The 15,968-nt window shown below is 60.3% G+C and carries 12 protein-coding genes; 10 read left to right on the top strand and 2 right to left on the bottom strand.

The features are described from left to right. Window positions 1–15 precede the first annotated feature (15 nt). The gene (gene rpoH, locus V1283_RS08615; protein ID WP_442895714.1) at window positions 16–948 is read left to right on the top strand and encodes an RNA polymerase sigma factor RpoH; all 933 of its coding nucleotides are present in this window, start codon (window positions 16–18) and stop codon (window positions 946–948) included. A 131-nt stretch (window positions 949–1,079) separates the two neighbouring features. Here the strand turns inward: rpoH and V1283_RS08610 are convergent, their stop codons facing one another. Both V1283_RS08610 and V1283_RS08605 read right to left on the bottom strand, forming a co-directional pair. Then, entirely contained in the window at window positions 1,080–3,371 is a 2,292-nt protein-coding gene (locus V1283_RS08610) for an FdhF/YdeP family oxidoreductase (RefSeq protein WP_334386009.1), read from the bottom strand. Window positions 3,372–3,762: 391 nt separating this feature from the next. Then, window positions 3,763–4,263: a hypothetical protein gene (locus tag V1283_RS08605; RefSeq protein WP_334386008.1), complete on the bottom strand. Its 501-nt coding sequence runs from the start codon at window positions 4,261–4,263 to the stop codon at window positions 3,763–3,765. Window positions 4,264–4,542: 279 nt separating this feature from the next. On the opposite strand from V1283_RS08605, the gene V1283_RS08600 reads away from it, so the two are divergent. The 9 genes from V1283_RS08600 to V1283_RS08560 all read left to right on the top strand — a co-directional run bounded on the left by V1283_RS08600 (window position 4,543) and on the right by V1283_RS08560 (window position 15,828). Next, the gene (locus V1283_RS08600) at window positions 4,543–5,724 is read left to right on the top strand and encodes an efflux RND transporter periplasmic adaptor subunit (RefSeq protein ID WP_334386007.1); all 1,182 of its coding nucleotides are present in this window, start codon (window positions 4,543–4,545) and stop codon (window positions 5,722–5,724) included. Further along, complete coding sequence (locus V1283_RS08595; protein ID WP_334386006.1) at window positions 5,721–8,834, top strand: efflux RND transporter permease subunit; 3,114 nt, start codon at window positions 5,721–5,723, stop codon at window positions 8,832–8,834. The genes V1283_RS08600 and V1283_RS08595 overlap by 4 nt, the downstream gene beginning before the upstream one ends. Window positions 8,835–9,140: 306 nt before the next feature. Further along, a complete protein-coding gene (locus V1283_RS08590) occupies window positions 9,141–10,409 on the top strand; it encodes a cupin domain-containing protein (protein WP_334386005.1) in 1,269 nt (422 codons plus the stop codon). A 151-nt stretch (window positions 10,410–10,560) separates the two neighbouring features. After that, a complete protein-coding gene (locus V1283_RS08585) occupies window positions 10,561–10,764 on the top strand; it encodes a DUF1427 family protein (RefSeq protein WP_334386004.1) in 204 nt (67 codons plus the stop codon). 159 nt (window positions 10,765–10,923) lie between these two features. Continuing rightward, complete coding sequence (locus V1283_RS08580) at window positions 10,924–11,325, top strand: cupin domain-containing protein (protein ID WP_334386002.1); 402 nt, start codon at window positions 10,924–10,926, stop codon at window positions 11,323–11,325. A gap of 97 nt (window positions 11,326–11,422) precedes the next feature. Then, on the top strand, window positions 11,423–12,097 hold the full coding sequence (locus V1283_RS08575; protein ID WP_334386001.1) for a 2Fe-2S iron-sulfur cluster-binding protein: 675 nt from the start codon (window positions 11,423–11,425) through the stop codon (window positions 12,095–12,097). Next, window positions 12,094–13,074 carry an FAD binding domain-containing protein gene (locus V1283_RS08570; protein WP_334386000.1) on the top strand — a complete coding sequence of 327 codons (981 nt, stop codon included), beginning with the start codon at window positions 12,094–12,096 and terminating at the stop codon, window positions 13,072–13,074. Before V1283_RS08575 ends, V1283_RS08570 begins: the two co-directional genes overlap by 4 nt. A gap of 13 nt (window positions 13,075–13,087) precedes the next feature. Further along, entirely contained in the window at window positions 13,088–15,289 is a 2,202-nt protein-coding gene (locus V1283_RS08565; RefSeq protein ID WP_334385999.1) for a xanthine dehydrogenase family protein molybdopterin-binding subunit, read from the top strand. Continuing rightward, window positions 15,286–15,828 carry a cytochrome family protein gene (locus V1283_RS08560; protein ID WP_334385998.1) on the top strand — a complete coding sequence of 181 codons (543 nt, stop codon included), beginning with the start codon at window positions 15,286–15,288 and terminating at the stop codon, window positions 15,826–15,828. Before V1283_RS08565 ends, V1283_RS08560 begins: the two co-directional genes overlap by 4 nt. Window positions 15,829–15,968 lie beyond the last annotated feature (140 nt).

The following is a 15,968-nucleotide window of genomic DNA, read 5'->3' as shown; positions in this document are numbered from 1 at the left end:
AACGGAGCGACTGATATGGACATTGAGGGACAATTCGCAGGCCTCTCGGTTCGAACACGGCGCGGACCAGCGCTCGCCAAAAGCGGGCGCGGCCGGGGCTATCTCGACGACATCAGGCGTTTCGCGATGCTGGAAAGAGACCAGGAATATAACCTCGCCAAACGTTGGCGCGAGCACGGCGACCGCAATGCTGCGAATCAGCTCGTTACAAGTCATCTGCGTCTCGCCGTCAAGATCGCCATGGGTTACCGCGGCTACGGTCTGCCCGTTTCGGAAATCATCGCCGAAGGGAACGTCGGCCTGATGCAGGCCTTGAACCGCTTTGAGCCTGAAAAAGGCTTTCGCTTTGCCACCTACGCGATGTGGTGGATCAGGGCTTCCATACACGATTACATCCTGCGTTCTTGGTCGCTTGTGAAGATCGGCACCACCGCGAACCAAAAGAAGCTGTTCTTCAAACTACGCTCCGCGAAAAGCAAAATCGCCGCATTGGAAACCGGCGACCTTCACCCCGATCAGGTCGCGTTGATCGCAAAGGACCTTGATGTCACGAGCGAAGATGTTGTCGACATGAATCGACGGCTGGGCGGTGACAAATCTATCAATGTGCCGATGTATAATCGCGCTGATTCCGGCGAATGGCAGGACCATCTCGTTGATCAGTCCCCCTCTCCGGAAGCCATCGTGGTCGAACAGGACGAAAAGGAGCGTCGGCTCAAGGCATTGGTCGCCGCGATCGATGTCCTGGATGACCGCGAACGCCGCATCTTCGAGGCGCGACACTTGGTCGACGAACCACTGACGCTTGAAGATCTGGCGGCGGACTTCAACGTCTCGCGTGAACGCATACGGCAAATCGAGGCGCGCGCGTTCGAGAAAGTGCGAAAGGCGACAAAGAACCTCGTCGTGCAAGCACCGGCTGCGGTTGAGCAGGCTTGGGCGGACTGAACCCAGGTTCCGACCCGCGTTTCAGATTCCAACCGTTAATCCGCAGATCGGTCCGCTCGCCTAGAGCATTGCACTGGTCAGATCCTTAGAGGTTGGTTCCCGCACGTTCGCGCGCATTCCACGTCTGGTTTTCACGAAGCGCGGATCAGAACCGGAGTCGACTTGTAGGAAGGCGTTCCGGATTTTGCGTCGTAGTGATCGAGCGCAACCAGGACATTCGCCTCCGGATAATAGGCCGCGATCGAACCCTGCGCGATATGGTAGGCGACCGCCGTCAGGTTGCGCATGACCCGCTCGCCCGCTTTCGATCCGGCATCGGGCACGACGGTGATATCGACGAGATCGCCATGCTTCAGGCCGCGGCTGGCGAGGTCGTGCTCATTGACGAACACAACGTCGCGCCGCCCCGTAATTCCGCGATAGCGATCGTTCATGCCATAGATCGTTGTATTGTACTGGTCGTGACTTCTGATCGTTGTGAGCGTGAGAGCTTCACGATCGGCCACCCGCGGATCCTCATCTGTTCCGGGATAGATGATGAAATTGGCCCTCTTCGTCGGCGTCCACCAATCACGCTCTGATGCTGCAACATAGAGCCGAAATCCACCCGGCTTCTTGATCCGGTTGTTGAAATCGGCGAATTCCGGAAAGATCGCCTCGATGCAATCGCGAATCTTTCCGTAATCGGAAACCAGCTCGGCCCATTTGACGCGTGTGTTCGGCAATGTTGCCAGCGCGATTTCCGCGATAATCGCCGGCTCCGACTTGAGATGCTCGGACGCCGGCTTCAGGCCGCCGCGCGAAGCATGGACCATCGACATTGAATCTTCCACAGTGACCGACTGGCGACCAGTGGCCTGAATATCAATCTCGGTGCGTCCCAGACAGGGTAGAATGAAAGATTGCTTTGCGACCAGCAGATGGGTGCGATTGAGCTTGGTGGCGATGTGCACCGCGAGATCGAGCTTCCGCATTGCCTTGAATGTGACTTCCGGATCCGACATGGCAACGGCCAGGTTGCCGCCGAGGCAAACCAACGCCTTCGATCGCCCATCCCGGATCGCTTCGATGGCTTCGACCGCGTTGTGGCCCTTGTGGCGCGGCGGCTCGAATCCAAACACGCGGGCCAGCCCGTCCAGAAGCGCATTGTTCGGAATCTCGGTGATCCCGACCGTGCGATCACCCTGCACGTTCGAATGGCCGCGCAACGGAGAGATGCCCGCGCCCTTGCGCCCGATATTGCCGCGGAGCATCAACAGATTGGCGATCTGCTGAACATTGCCAGTGCCGTGGCGATGCTGGGTGATCCCCATGCCGTAATTGATGATGACGCGCTCGGCCTTGGCGTAGATTTCGCCGACGGCCTCGATATCGGATCGTGATAGACCCGAAGCTTCCTCAATCGAATCCCAGGAGGTCGCATCGAGGTCAGCCAGCAGTTCATCGATTCCGGTCGTATGATCTCTGATGAAATTCCGGTCGAGAACGCCGGAACCGCCTTCGGCAAGGCTTTTAGCATCGAGCGCCACGAGGGTCTTCATGATCCCCTTCAGTACCGCGATATCTCCGCCAACCTTCACCAGATAGTAGGTCGAGGCGATCGGCGTCGAGCTCAGCGTCAACATTTCGACAGGGTGTTGCGGCGACGTGAACCGTTCCAGTCCGCGCTCGTGCAGCGGATTGAAGGCGATAATCGGCACTCCCCGCTTCGAGACTGCGCGCAGCGTCGTCAGCATACGGGGATGATTGGTCCCAGGATTATGGCCGATACAGAAAAGCGCGTCGCAATGATCGAAATCCTCCAGGGTCACGGTTCCCTTGCCGACACCAATTGATTCCGGCAGACCGACGCTCGTCGCCTCATGGCACATATTCGAGCAGTCGGGAAAATTGTTGGTTCCGTATTCCCGCACGAACAGCTGATAGAGAAAGGCCGCCTCATTGGATGCGCGGCCGGACGTATAAAACTCCGCCATGTCGGGATGCGGTAACTCGCGGAGCGCGGCGCCGATCCTCGCCAGCGCCTCGTCCCAAGAAATCGGCAGGTATTTGTCCGTTGCCTGATCGTAGACCATTGGGTGAGTCAAGCGCCCCTCGTTCTCGAGGTCGAAATCTTGCCAATTCCAGAGTTCGCTGACCGTATGCGCTGCAAAGAATTCGGGCGTCGTCCGTTTGGCGGTTGCCTCCCAGGCGACAGCTTTGGCGCCGTTCTCGCAAAACTCGAACGAGGAGGTATGTTTGGGATCGGGCCAGGCGCAGCCCGGGCAATCAAACCCATGCGGCTGGTTCATGCTGAGGAGACCGTGGGTCTCCTTCACAATGGCCATCTGACCGCGCACCGCGTCCGCCACGGCCTTCAGGGCGCCCCACCCCGCCGCAGCTCCATCGTATTCGCGGACGCCTACGACATCGTCGTCGCTCATTGTGCTCTCCGTAATCGCAGCGATGTGGCCGAAAGGTAATTTTGGTGTTGGAACGAGCTTCCCTCTGAGATCATGAACGTCGGCACCGAGCTCGACATGCTCAATTAAAAAAAGATTTAGCGTTGAGAGGTCTGTCTCGATCGGACCATTCATCAGCGACAACCCGAAGCGGGTCTGCGTCAGAGAATAAACGCGTATTTAATTGCACCGATTGGGACGCCAGCCACTTACTGATCGAAGCCTAAACCGGCAGCGCCTTGCGGAAACGTACTCGCTCCCGATACCGACAGTTCTCGCCACGACGTCACGGGTTTCGAGAGGGAATGACAATGAGATACGCATTGATTGCTGCAGTGCTTCCGGCGCTCTTTGCCTGCAACGGCGCGATCGCTCAGGTTGGCACATTGCCGACAACCCCTACCCTTGGTGTGACCTCGCCGCTCGGAGCGGGCCCCGGCACGTCAGTCGGACCGACCGGCATCCCGCTTGGGTCTACCGAGATCATCTCAGGAGGACTTAGTCCAGCGCCCACTGGCGTGACCGGCACAATTACAATTCCGAGCACGAGCAGCGGCACGGCATGCTCGACCGTGGGAACTTCACCATCAACAATGTTCGGATCCACCACGAGCTTCGATGGCGGCGGAATGGGAATGGGAGTTGGAACCGGAGCGCCCGCCACTGCGGGGACGGCCAGCGGGGCGATGTCTGGCAGCACGGCAATGTCGGGATCGTCAGCGTCATCGGGGATCTCGAACTCTTCCGAGCCCTTGAGCACGTCGGGAGTATCGACCACCTCAGGAACGCTGGACACGGCGGGAATGTCTGGAATGTGCGGTTCCGGCTCAAGCAGCGTTGCGTCATCGTCGACTCCAACCTCAACGACGCCCACTGTGCCTGGAGGCGTCGCCCGAACCGGAATTCCGTTTGGTTCGACTGAGATTGGCAATCTTGGGATCAGTGGCACGCCTGCGGTGCCGACGCCGACCGTATCGCCCGTTGTGGGTACGGTGGGGCCGAGCGTAGCGCTACCAACACTCCCCACACTTGCTGCTCCATCCACTACTTCACCTACGACAACAAACCTTTTCCCGTGTCTGACCCCAGGGGCGACCGCAAGCTCTGCCACTGGCTGCTAGACAAAATTCGTTATCCTCAAGCGAGAACCGCTATGAATAAGAAAGTTGTTGTGCCGGCTGTTGCGCTGATTGCCGTGCTTGCAGCCGGTAGCTTGTCGTACTTTGCGCATATTCACGCGTTGGAAAAGGCCGCTGCGGCGCCCACTCCCCCGACGGTGCCGATCGTCGCCACGACGGTCGCGCAGCACGACGTGCCGATCTATCTTACGGGCGTAGGCACAGTGATAGCGTACAACACCGACGTCGTGCGCGCCCAGATCCAGGGGCAGATCATCAGCATCAACTTCACCGAAGGCCAAACCGTACATGCTGGCGACCTGCTCGCGCAGATCGATCCGCGCCCCTACCAGGCCCTGATTGATCAGTACACGGGCAATCTGGAGCGCGATCAGGCCCAACTCGTCAACGCCCAGGCCAACCTCACCCGTTACACCACATTGGGGGAGAAGGGTTGGGCTACTCCGCAATTGCTCGAAACACAAAAGGCGCAGGTCGGCGAGCTGCAGGCGGCCATCAAGGCCGATCAGGCGTTGATCGACGCCGCGAAGGTGCAGCTCAGCTTCACGCGCCTGACTTCGCCGATCGACGGAGTGGTAGGAATCCGTCAGATCGACGTGGGCAACATCATCAGTCCGTCGACTGCGAACGGCCTCGTCGTCGTCACGCAGCTCGACCCGATTTCGCTGATCTTCACGTTACCGGAGACGGTCCTGCCGCAAATCCAGCAACAGCAGCAACAAACCAAAACCCCGCTCCCGGTTCTCGCCTACAGCCAGGATAATGCCGTCAAATTGGATGAAGGCGTGCTCGGACTCGTCAACAATGAGATCCTGCAGACTACCGGCTCAATCCAGCTCAAGGCGAACTTTTCCAACAAGTCGCGCCGGCTCTGGCCTGGTCAACTCGTCAACGCGCGGCTGCTGGTCGACACGCGGCACAACGGCTTGACCGTTCCCGCGGGCGTCGTGCAGCAAGGCTCGACCGGCCCCTACGCCTACGTGGTCAATCCGGACAACACCGTCGCGATCCGCCAAATCAAGGTCGCGCAAATCAGCGACGGACAGGCGCTGATTGATTCTGGCCTGCACGCCAACGAGCAGGTCGTGGTCGACGGGCAGTACAAACTACAGCCGGGGGCGCATGTCACGATGCTGCACGGCAAGGCAGCACAGGAAGAAGCTGCACAGGACGCCCTGCAGGCGCCCATCCCATGAACATTTCCGCACCCTTTATCTATCGGCCGATCGCGACCGCGCTGCTGATGGTCGCGTTGTTGGTGGGCGGTCTGGTCGCCTATCCGCTGTTGCCGGTAGCGGCACTGCCGAACGTCAACTACCCGACGCTCACCGTCACCGCGCAGCTCCCGGGCGCCGATCCGCAGACCATGGCCTCCACGGTCGCTTCGCCACTCGAACTGCAATTCGGGGAGATCCCGGGTCTCACCCAGATGACGTCCGCCAGCGCGCTCGGCTACACCCAGATCACCCTGCAGTTCGAGTTGAACCGCCAGATCGACGGCGCAGTCAGCGACACGCTGTCGGCCATCAACGCCGCGAACGCCTATTTGCCGGCCGGCTTGCCCTATCCGCCACTGATCCGCAAAGTTAACCCGGCAGACACACCGATTTTAGTTCTGGGCATCACCTCGGACAGCTTGCCGCTGACCGTTGTCGACGCCTATGCGCAAAATATTCTGCTGCAAAAGATCTCGCAGGTATCCGGCGTCGGCCTCGTCGGCATCGGAGGTACACAGCAGCCGACCGTCCGCGTCCAGGTCGACCCTGAGGCACTGGCAGCTCGCGGCATCAACCTCGAGGACGTGCGAACGGTGCTTGGGCAAGCGAACGTCGACCTCCCTAAGGGTACGCTCAACAGCCCGCGCCAGACCTTCACGCTAAACACCAATGATCAGCTGTTCAAACCCGATCAATACGCTGACCTCGTCATCGCCTATCGCAATGGATCGCCGGTCCGCGTCCGCGACATCGGTCGCGCCATCAGCGCGGGAGAGAATGAGCTGATCGCCGGCTGGTACAACAACAGGCGGGCGATCATTCTGGCGATCCAGCGTCAGCCCGGCGCCAACGTCATCGAAACGGTGAGCCGGGTCAAGGCGATGATGCCTGTGCTTGAGGCCTCGATCCCGGCCGCCGTCAAGATAAATGTCATTTCCGATCGGACCCAGACCATCCGCGCAGCGGTCGCCGACGTGCAGTTTACCCTGCTGCTGACCGTTGCACTCGTCGTCATGGTCATCTTCATATTCCTGCGCAATCTCTGGGCGACCATTATCCCGGCCGTCACCGTGCCGTTGTCGTTGATCGGCACTTTCGCGGTCCTCTACGAAATGGGCTATAGCCTGGACAACCTTTCGCTCATGGCCTTGTCCATCGCAGTCGGATTCGTGGTCGACGACGCCGTCGTCGAGATCGAGAACATCACGCGACATATAGAGGACGGCATGTCGCCGTATGACGCGGCGCTCAGGGGGTCAGGCGAGATCGGATTCACCGTCATGGCGATCACGTTCTCGCTGATTGCCGTGTTTATTCCATTGTTCCTGATGAGCGGCTATGTCGGCTTGCTGTTCCGCGAGTTCGCGATAACAGTGAGCGTCGCGCTCGTTCTGTCGCTGATCATCTCGCGAACGCTCACGCCGATGATGTGCGCATACCTGCTCAAGCCGGAGAGCGAGCAACACGGGTGGCTCTACCGGATGTCCGAGCGTGGCTTCGATGGCCTGCTCTACGCGTATGAGGCCGGCCTCAAGATCGTGCTGCGCCACCGCTTCACCACGCTGATGGTGATGCTGGGAACGGTTGCGTTGACCGGTTACCTCTACGTTGTCATTCCAAAGGGTTTCTTCCCCCAGCAGGATACCGGATTGATCATCGGCCAGTCCGAGGCGGCGCAGGATATTTCTTTCCAGGCGATGAAAGAGCGCCAGCAAGCCATGCTCGACGCCATTACGAGGGATCCGGCCGTGGCGACAATCGGCTCGGCCGTCGGTGCCGGCGGCGGCAGCTACACACTTAACGATGGCCGTGTCTTCATTCAGCTCAAGCCCGCCAACCAGCGTGAACCGATCGAGAAGGTGATGGCCAGGCTGCGCACCAATCTGGCCAAGATCCAGGGCATCACGCTCTACATGCAGGCGGCCCAGGACATCACGGTCGGGGCGCGCCTGAACAAGACCCAGTTCCAGTACACGCTGAACGACGCCGACCCCGGCGAGCTCAGCCATTGGGCGGCGCTGTTCCTCGACAAGTTCAAGTCGGTTCCCGGCATCACCGACGTGGCCACCGACCAGCTCAACTCCGGGCCACTGCTCGACATCACGATCAAACGCGAAGTCGCCTCAAGCTATGGCATCCTGCCGTACACGATCGACAACACGCTTGACGACGCCTTTGGCCAGCGCATCGTCTCGACCATGTACACCACGCTGCAGCAATACCACGTCATTCTGGAGGTGAATCCGAAATTCCAGTACGGACCCGAAGCGCTCAACGGCATCTACGTCAAATCATCGAGTGGGCAGCAGGTGCCCCTGTCAACGCTGGTCGACTCGGTTGTGAAAGTCGCGCCACTCGTGATCAACCACACGGGCCAGTTCCCGTCGGTGACGATCTCGTTCAATCTCGCGCCGGGCACCGCGATCGGTCAGGCGGTCAGCGCCATTCAGGCGGTCGAAAAGGAGCTGCATCCTCCCCTCTCGTTGCAAACCAGCTTCCAAGGCAACGCGCAGGCATTCGGAGCGTCCTTGTCGAGCACGCCGATCCTCATCCTAGCCTCGCTCTTCGTGATCTATATCATTCTCGGCGTGCTGTACGAAAGCGTGATCCACCCGATCACCATCATCTCTACCCTGCCTTCGGCCGGCGTGGGCGCGCTGCTATTGCTGATGGCGGCCCACTATGATCTGAGCGTGATTGCAATCGTCGGCATCATACTGCTCATCGGCATCGTCAAGAAAAACGGCATCATGCTGGTGGACTTCGCCTTGCAGGCGGAGCAGAACGAGGGCCTAACGACTGAGGAGTCGATCTATCAGGCCTGCATTAAGCGCTTTCGCCCCATTCTGATGACGACGATGGCGGCACTGCTTGGCGCCGTGCCGATGATGGTGGGGACGGGAGTCGGCTCGGAGATTCGTCAGCCGCTCGGCTACGCCATCGTCGGCGGTTTGGCCCTGTCGCAAATTCTCACTCTCTATACAACACCGGTCGTCTATATCTACCTGGACCGGCTGCAGACGAAGCTGTTCGGCGAAAAGAAAAAGCAGACAGCCTCCGATGAAGCGAAGCTGACGCCAGCCGAATGAGGATGTAACAGTCCCCGGTGGCGCCAGAATTTGTTGGGCGGACGCGGCAACTGCGGAAGACATCCTCGCGACGATCGTGAAGCTCTGCCTAAAGTATCGACTCCGCATGCAAGTGCGAGGTCTGAACAAATCCATGGCGGTCCAATCGGTCGAACGATCGAGTATGGCCGCCGCTCCTGACACCGGCACTTGTCGCTGCGATCGAACGCGGGCCGGCCTTTCTAAACGCCAATTTAATGGCTTTGGAAGAGCTCACCACGATATCCGAACCGTTCAGACTTCATCCCTCAGCAGGAGTGACAAGCAATGTTCTCGAGGCGTGACATGTTGGCAGCGACAGCCGCAAGTGGGGCAATGGCAGCCGCGACGATAACCACGGCGGATGCCACGCCGGTGAAGAGCGATATCACCTTCGGCAATCCGAACGATCCGCCTCAAGGTGCGGTCAACGCCAAGAATCCGAGGAGCACCAGCGACCCCGGTCCGCAGAATCCGGCGATCAGGGACCAGTTTCCGGGAGCATTTTCGCCGCCGGCGACCGACGTTGGCAGCATGCCGCTGAGCTGGGCGTCATTCAACAATGCACCGCGCCGCATTCAAAATGGCGGCTGGGCGCGTCAGGTGACGCAGGACTCCTTCGCGGTTGCCGATACCATCTCCGGCGTCAACATGCGGCTGACCGCCGGCGGCATCCGCGAGATGCACTGGCACCAGTTTGCGGAATGGGCCTACATGACGTACGGCACTTGCCGCATCACCACGCTTGACGAACTGGGCCGGCCTTATATCGCCGACGTGAAGGAAGGCGACCTCTGGTATTTCCCCGCCGGCCTGCCGCATTCGCTGCAGGGCCTTGGCCCGGACGGGTGCGAGTTCATCATCTGCTTCGATGAAGGCAAGGCCTCCGAGTTTACTACCCTCCTGGTGTCGGAATGGTTCACGCATACGCCGCCGGATATCCTGGCTCAAAATTTCGGCGTTCCGGCCGACACGTTCAAGGATATTCCGCTTCGCGACCTCTACATCTTCCAAGGTGAGTTGCCCGGCGACCTGGCCGCGGACCGCGCTGCAGTGAGCGGACGCGGCGCACCGCCGCATCCTTTCACCTTCTCGCTCGGATCGGGAGCCCCGGCGCGCGAGACCAACGGCGGTACGGTGCACATTGCCGACAGCCGCAACTTCACCGTCTCGACCACCGTCGCCGCCGCGCTGGTGACGGTGCGTCCCGGCGGCATGCGGGAGATGCACTGGCATCCCAACGCCGACGAATGGCAGTACTGGATCAAGGGCAAGGGACAGATGACGATCTTCAACACCGGCCCGAACGCTGTCACGATGGACTTCAATGCAGGCGACGTCGGCTACGTCAAGAAGAACCTCGGACACTATATCAAGAACACAGGCGACACCGATCTGCAGTTCCTTGAAGTCTTCAGAGCGCCGTATTTCGCCGACGTCTCCCTGTCCGATTGGATCACCCGCACGCCACCGGCGATGGTGGCGCAGCACATAAACGTCAGCAAGGCGACCATCGCAAAATTCCCGAACAACAAGCCGGAAATCATGCCGCTGTGATCGAATCCTGGGCCGGGCGCCTGCCGAAGAAATCTTCCTCGGCAGGTGCCCGCGCATAGCCTCGACAACCGTGAGCGCTGGATCGAATCGAACGGCCAAAGCGACTTGTGATTCCGCCGGTCCGTTGCGGCCGCAGAAATAGGAGTCCGTGATGACTGGGTATCTCGTGTCCCTGTTTATGGGGCTGGTAGTGGGCGCGGCCTACGGGCTCGTCCATGTCCGCTCTCCGGCGCCGCCGATGATCGCCCTCGTCGGCCTGTTCGGAATGGTGTTAGGGCAGCAAGCGGTCGACATGGCGAAGCGCCGTTTCGTGCCACCGGCTCCGACCTCCATCCAGCGCTCTTTGGGGCAATGATATCATTTGGACGACCGACTTGAAAAAGCCAGCACCATTTCCTCGCCAAGAGAATGCGGGCTCAATTGTAAGTGAACTCTATAAACTCCAATTTAGTCACTTTCTCATCAGCCGCTGCTTAACTCCGTGGTTGAAGACCCAAATTGAATCGGGGACACCATGAGCGCTTCTGCAATCCGCATCGTCAGCCCGGCTGAATTCGATCGAGGAACCGCACAGACTTCAGGCTCCGAACGTCGCGCCGCGATCGCACCTGCACTCGGCATTGCGTCAGCCATCTGGGGCGGCCTGTTCGAAGTAGAGCCGGGATCGCGAACAGGAATTCATCATCACGGAGAGCAGGAAACGATCGCCTACGTGCTCTCTGGAGTCTGCGAAATCCGCTGGGGCATAAGCGGTGAATCGGTTGCGCGCGCCGAGGCCGGCGACTTCATTCATGTTCCCGCCTTTCTGCCCCACATGGAAATCAACCCCTCAAAACTCGAACCATTTCGATGGGTGGTCGTGCGCAGCACCGCGACACCCATCGTCGTCAACCTTCCGGACGACACCTGGCCGTAAGCGGGTGTCTTCCTGCAGAACGCAGGGTGGCACCAGGCCGTAAGCCCGATGCCTTCCTGCAACCAGCCTTCACGGACCTTGCGAACATGGAGCAATCATGGACGACCACGAATCCAACAGAGCGCCGGATGCACCAATTCGATTTGAGGTTACCCGCCGCACCGTCGTCGAGACCGGGACCACCGCGCTGCTGTTGACAGGGCTTCCACGCGCCGCTGTTGCCGCCGGGTCCGTCGACAACAAAGAGCCGACCCCGCCATCAGTGAGCGTCATACTTCAGATCAACGGCCGTTCGCATTCGCTGCCCCTCGATCCCCGCACGACATTGCTCGATGCTTTGCGGGAGCACCTCACCCTGACCGGCTCGAAAAAGGGTTGCGATCACGGCCAATGTGGCGCGTGCACGGTGCTGATCGAAGGACGCCGCATCAACTCCTGCCTGACGCTTGCGGTTATGCACGACGGCCAATCCGTCACCACGATCGAGGGGCTCGCCCAAGGCACGAATTTGCATCCATTGCAGACAGCCTTCGTCGAGCATGACGGCTTCCAGTGCGGTTACTGCACCTCCGGCCAGATCTGCTCGGCCATCGGAATGCTGGCCGAAAGCCAGTCGGGCATGCCGAGCTATGTGACCGAGGATTTGACGAAGTCGGCCGCCGAACTCACCGATGTGGAAATCCGCGAGAGAATGAGCGGCAACATCTGTCGCTGCGCAGCCTACCCCAACATCGTGGCCGCTATCAAACAAGCCGCAGGAATGCCGACATGAAAGCCTTTACCTACCAACGCGCCGACTCGGCGGCGCAGGCGGCCGCCGCTGCCGTCAAGCCCGGTGCGAAAATCATCGCCGGCGGCACCAATTTGCTCGACCTGATGAAATTGCAGGTCGAGACACCCTCGAATCTTGTCGATATCAACCGCCTGCCGCTCGACAAGATCGAAGAAACTTCCGACGGGGGCTTGCGTATCGGTACGCTGGTTCGCAACAGCGAGCTCGCCGCAGACCCGCGTGTGCGCCAGCGTTACGGCGTGCTGAGCCGCGCGCTGCTGGCTGGCGCCAGTGCGCAGTTGCGCAACAAGGCCACGACTGGCGGCAATCTGCTGCAGCGAACCCGCTGCTACTATTTCTATGACATCACAAAACCCTGCAACAAGCGCAACCCCGGCTCCGGTTGTGCAGCGCTCGCCGGCTTCAACCGCATTCACGCGATCCTGGGCACCAGCGAGCACTGCATTGCGACCCATCCGTCGGATATGGCTGTGGCGATGCAGGCGCTCGACGCCAGGGTGGAGACGATCAATCGCCAGGGCGAAACCAAGGTGATTCCGATCGCGGAGTTTTATCGTCTTCCCGGCAACACTCCCGAGATTGAGACGTCGCTCAAGCCGGGTGAACTCATCACTGCGGTGACGCTGCCTCCGCCGCCCCCGGGTGTGCAGGTTTACCGCAAGGTCCGCGATCGCGCTTCCTACGCCTTTGCGCTGGTGTCCGTTGCTGCAATCGTCGACAGCACGCGAGGCCAGATCCGCGCGGCCCGGCTGGCCTTCGGCGGGTTGGCGCATAGGCCGTGGCGGGTGGCGCAGGCCGAGCAGAGGTTGGTCAACGCAACTGCAAGCACGACCACTTTCAGCGTGGCTGCAGATGCTGTTCTCGAAGGCGCGCGCGGATTTGGCGGTAACGATTTCAAGATGCCCCTGACGCGGCGCACGCTGCACAGCGTGCTGGCAGAGACAACCCAGACTTGAGGGGAGCGAACCTATGGAAATGAATTCACCCGTCGGCCCCAATGCCCTCGATGCGGAGGGCATCGTGGGCAAGCCACTCGACCGCGTGGACGGTCCATTGAAGGTCACCGGCGGCGCGCGCTACGCCTATGAGATGCAGCAGGACAACGTGCTGTATGGTTTTGTGGTCGAGGCCTCGATCGGAAAAGGAAGGATCAGATCGCTTGACACGCGGGCGGCGGAGAAGGCGCCGGGCGTGGCGCTGGTTCTCACCCATCGCAACACACCCGCACAGGGCACCGGCAATCACCGCAAAGCGCATCCCGTACTCACCGGGCCGGAAGTGACGGGCTACGGCCAACCGGTTGCCTTCGTGGTTGCCAGGAGCTTCGAGGAGGCCCGGGCGGCGGCTTACCTCGTCAACGTGAAGTATGATCGGTCAAACGGAAAATACGCGCTCCGTGCCAACCTCAATGAGGCTCGCGTTCCAAGGCCAAGTGACGCTCCGACAGCCGACAGCGCGGTGGGCGATTTCGCAGGCGCATTTGCCGGCGCCCCGGTGCAACTCGACGTGACCTATACCACCCCATTGCAAAGTCACGCGATGATGGAACCCCATGCCACGCTCGCGATGTGGGACGGCGACAAGTTGATCCTGCACACGGCGAACCAGATGCTCAACCAGGGTCAAAAGGTCATCGCGACAACCCTGAAAATTCCCGTCGAGAACATCCGCCTGATTAGCCCGTTCATCGGTGGCGGGTTCGGCGGCAAGCTCTGGGTCAACGCCGATGCGATCCTGGCGGCGATCGCATCACGGCAACTCAAGCGGCCGGTGAAAATCGCACTGACCCGGCAGCAGATCTTTCACGTCACGACCCACCGCTCGGACACAATCCAGCGTGTTCGTCTGGGGACCGATCGGGAGGGCCGTATTCTCGCGATCGGCCACGATGTGTTCTCCGGCAATTTGCCCAGCGAGCAAACTTACGAGGGCGCCGCCCTCCAGACCCGCACGCTCTATGCCGGGCCCAATCGGTTGACGCGACATCGTCTGGCGCCACTGGATATTCCGGTGGCGTCGTCGATGCGGGCTCCCGGCGAGTCGGTCGGACTGATGGCTCTTGAATGTGCGATGGACGAGCTTGCCGAGAAACTCAATCTCGACCCGATCGAATTGCGCATTCGAAACGAGCCGAGCGAGGATCCGGAAAAGCATATCCCCTACTCGAGCCGCCACCTGATCGCTTGCATGCAGGAAGGCGCACGCCGATTTGGATGGGACAAGCGCAATCCAAAGCCAGGCCAGCTTCGCGACGGACGATGGCTGGTGGGAATCGGCATGGCTGCGGCGACACGCGGCAACCCGCTTCAGCTTTCCAAGGCCAATGTCCGGCTGGATCCCGACGGTACCTGCACCGTGCGAATGGCGATGACCGACATAGGAACCGGGACCTACACCATCCTTTCGCAGATCGCAGCGGAGATGCTCGGCCTGCGGACCGAACGCGTCCAGGTCAAACTCGGCGATACCAGCTTTCCGCAGGCGGCAGGTTCGGGCGGCTCATGGGGCGCGGGCAGCTCGGGCTCGGCCCTGTTCGAGGCGTGCAATGCGCTGCGCGAAAAGCTGGCACGGACCGCCGGCATGAATCCGGCAACCGCAAGGTTCGCCAACGGCAGCATCGCATCCGGCGAACAGTCCAGGAAGCTGACGGACCTTTTGGGCGCCGGGATGGACGCCGACGGCGAAATCAGGCCCGGCCGCAACAACAAGGATTTTTCACAGCAATCCTATGGCGCGCATTTCGCCGAAGTAGGCGTCGACGCGGATACGGGTGAGGTGAGCCTGCGGCGCATGCTCGGCGTATTCACCGCCGGCCGTGTTCTCAACGCAAAGACGGCGCGCTCGCAGGCGATGGGCGGAATGGTGTTCGGTGTAGGCGCAGCGCTGCACGAAGAAATGGCGCTCGATCCGCGTTTCGGCTTTTTCGTCAATCACGATCTCGCCGAATACCACGTGCCGGTGCATGCCGATATTCCAGCCATTGAAGCCATCTTCCTTCCCGAGCTGGACGACAGATCCAACCCGCTCAAAAGCAAGGGCGTCGGCGAACTCGGAATCTGCGGCGCCGGCGCCTCGATTGCCAATGCAGTTTACAATGCATGCGGCGTCCGGGTTCGGGATTACCCGATCACACTCGACAAGCTGCTTTCCGGGCTGCCGATGCGCACATGATCGGGCCAGAAGAAACAGGCATCCGGCGCCGCCCGTTCATGGTTGCGGCGATCGCAGTTACCGCAAGCGCCATCCTGGCGATCTGTCTTGCGGCCTCGCGCAGCGCTGCCGCAGGACCAGAAGCGACGCCCTCACCTCATGCCATCGAATATCTGCCGAGCATCAGCGACCTGATGATTGCGACAATTCAACCACGGCATGAGCGCCTCTGGCAGGCTGAGCAGGATGGAAACTGGCAGCTTGCGGCCTACGAGCTCGGAAACCTTCGCGGCGCCTTCGATCGACTCGGGCGCGCTCACCCCAGCGTTCACGACATCTCCTTCCCGGACATGATCACTTCCGTTACGGCGCAACCGTTCAAGAAACTCAACAGCGCGATCCAATCCAAAGACGGCACCGGATTCGCCAAGGCCTATGCCGATCTGACCGCCGCATGCAATTCATGTCATCAGGTTCTCGACCACAGCGTGGTCGAAGTCCGCGTACCGAGTCGGACACCCGCGTCGGATTTGAACATCAATAGCTCGTCGGGGAAATAACACCCCGCCTGCCACCTGATCAGTCCTCGAGGCAATTCTGAATCCCAATTTAATGGATCACGATATTCGTGAAGCTATCTTTGATCTGCACTCGATCTTTCAACGGAGCGATGATCATGCTTTCAAGACGGAATGTGCTG

It is taken from the genome of Bradyrhizobium sp. AZCC 2262, assembly GCF_036924535.1.
Taxonomy (GTDB): domain Bacteria; phylum Pseudomonadota; class Alphaproteobacteria; order Rhizobiales; family Xanthobacteraceae; genus Bradyrhizobium.
This window is presented reverse-complemented; position numbering and strand designations above follow the sequence as displayed.